Source organism: Streptomyces sp. NPDC004752, assembly GCF_053601275.1.
Genome location: NZ_JBSGBN010000284.1, coordinates 1 through 2,586, shown reverse-complemented (window position 1 = coordinate 2,586; position 2,586 = coordinate 1). Strand labels below are relative to the sequence as shown.

Annotated in this window: 2 protein-coding genes; both read left to right on the top strand. The window is 69.1% G+C overall.

The window, feature by feature from the left end; translation table 11 throughout:
- Nucleotides 1-626: IS607 family transposase (locus ACWEKM_RS46355; protein WP_451627336.1), on the top strand; the 626-nt coding region annotated here is incomplete at its 5' end.
- Complete coding sequence (locus ACWEKM_RS46350) at nt 623-2,575, top strand: zinc ribbon domain-containing protein (protein ID WP_451627335.1); 1,953 nt, start codon at nt 623-625, stop codon at nt 2,573-2,575. The genes ACWEKM_RS46355 and ACWEKM_RS46350, both read left to right, overlap by 4 nt.
- The last annotated feature ends 11 nt before the right edge of the window (nt 2,576-2,586 follow it).

Below are 2,586 nucleotides of genomic sequence, written 5' to 3'. Positions count from 1 at the left end.
TGGAGTTGCTGCGCATGTCCAAGGCTGCGAAGCGTCTCGGGATACACCCGATGACGCTTCGCCAGTGGGCATTGGACGGCAAGATCCCGTTCACCTGGGTCGGGCGTGAGCGCCGGTTCTCCTCGGTGGACGTGGAGAACATGAAGCGCGGCAGCGACTCCTCAATTGCCCGTCCGCGTCTGGAGCTGCTGTATGCGCGGGTGTCCGGCTCATCGGGGCAGGAGTCCTCGCTGGAGGCCCAGGAGCAGGAGCTTCGGGCCACCTCGACCGGGACGGTCGTCAAGGTCGTCAAGGACCGTGGCTCCGGCCTGAAGGAGAACCGGCCCGGCTTGAACCGGGTGATCGCGATGGTGTCGGACGGCTCCGTGACCGTGGTTCGGGTGACGCATGAGGACCGCCTCGCTCGGTTCGGGGTGGGCTGGCTCAAGCGGTTGTTCGCCGTGTACGGGGTCAGCGTGGAGGTGATGCACCCGAAGAAGCTCGGTGGCCGGGATGAGCTGCTGGAGGACTTCGTCTCGCTGGTGACGACGTTCGCCGGGCGTCTGTACGGGATGCGCAGTGCCGACAACCGGCGACGTCTGCTGGCCGAGTCCGGGCAGTGCACCAACGAGGGCGAGACCCGGTGAGTCGGAAGCTGCCTCTCGCCGGGGGCGAGACCTCCCGCACCGCGTGCGCCCGCGCCCTTGTCCGGTCGGGCGTGGACGAGAAGACCGGCGAACTCCTCACCGCTTCCGCCCTGGTGGAGCGCGTCGGCTGGTGCATCGACCTGGTGTCCGGCATGACTGGTGATCTGCTGATGAAGCACTGGAACACCACTGACGTGGACACCCTGGCTTCCGGTGTGGACGCGGGTGGACGGAAGCTGCCATCGAACGCTTGGATGGCACTGCGCCGCCTCGGCTGGACCACCGCCTCCGAGGCGAAGGTCAACGACCGGATCGTCCGTGCTGCGCAGGAGCAGGCAGGGCGCGCTTTGCGGTCGGTGAAGTGGCGTGCCGACGTGATCGCCGGAATCCAGGCCACCTGGCCCACTGATCCGAAGAAGCGCACCGAAGCCGAGTGGGAGCAGGTGCGTGCCGCGATACCGGGCGGGGAGTATCTGCTGTCCAGCGTGATCCGTTCCCGCACCTGCCAGATCGCCCGCTTCCAGCAGAAGAACGGCCGTCCCCCTGCCGACGTGTTCGAGCTGGAACCGAACCCTCGTGTGGCGCGGATGCTGCTGCTCGCCGCGTGCGACGGGCAGCAAGCGTCGATCGAACGGTCCGCGACTGAGCCGACGAAGGTTCTGCTGCGGTTGCAGCTCCCCACCCGGCCCGGCCCGCAGAAGTACGCGGACTGGACATGGGTCGCCTGCACGATCATCCTGCCGCCCACGGTTCCGGCGAACGCCGTCTTGCACCTGCCCACCCTGCGCATCGTCGGCGGCAAGGTACGGGCTGACCTCGCCTACACCCACCCCGTCCCGAAGACGGCCCGCGCCGGGCACACGGTGGCCCTGGGGGTGGACTGGGGCCTGAACACCCTCCTCAGCGCGGGGGCGGCCCGGCTCCACGACGACGGACATATCACCGCCCTCGGCTCGGGCGCGCAGTTCCGGGCCTCGGGCGTGCTCTCGAAGCAGTACCGGCTTCGCCGTCTCTCGGAGCGGCTGCACGCCAAGAGCGACCAGTACCAGCGGCTCGCTGACCGCATCTTGGACGACAAGGCGACTGTGCTGGCCAAGGAGATCCAGCGTGTCTCCGAGCGCCGCTCCAACCTCAACGACGCACTGGCCCGGAGTGCTGCCCGCTGGGTAGTTGATCAGGCTGTCGCCGCCCGAGCGACCGTGATCTACCTGGAAGACCTGCGGTCGATGGAAGCGGGCGGCATGGGCCGCACACAGAACACGCGCATGTCCCAGACCGTGCGCGGGCAGATCGCCGACCGCATGCGGCACCTCGCCGCCGAAGCCGGGATCGCCGTGGTCACCGTGCCCCCGGCGAACACCTCCAGGCACTGCCCGTACTGCTTGACCCCGCTGCGGCACCGCAAGGCCCCGGACCGGCCCACAAAGCCGGGCTGGAAGTGGGCCATCTGTCCGTCCTGCCGGTGGCAGGGAGACCGCGACCAGGGCGCGTGGCGGCGTATCGCCGCACGCGGACTCACCCACCAGACCAAGACCGTCGTGGACAAGACCAGCGGCACCATGGTGACCCGCAAGGTCGTGGACAACCTCGAAGCCAAGGCCGTCATCACCGCCACCCCGAAAAGCAGCCGGAAAGACCGATCCAAGACCGGCCCCACCCGGCCACGTTCCAACCGTCCCGCGCCCAGGCGACGCGGGATTCCCTCCCCGGTCAGGCCCACCGGCCCGGCTGGCAAGCGTCCGGAGGGACACGCACCAACGGGTCGGACCCGGCTGCCCCGCGCAGCCCACCGGCACCAGGGCGTGACCACGATCAGCACACCCACCACCGGCCACCGGCCACGCGGAGCAACGTTGGGCGCGGGCTTCCACCTGCACGCTCACGCTACCCCGCCCAGGTGGGCAGAACCCACGCCGAACTCCACGGTTCGCATGGGACCGCTTAGCTGATCAGAGACGCT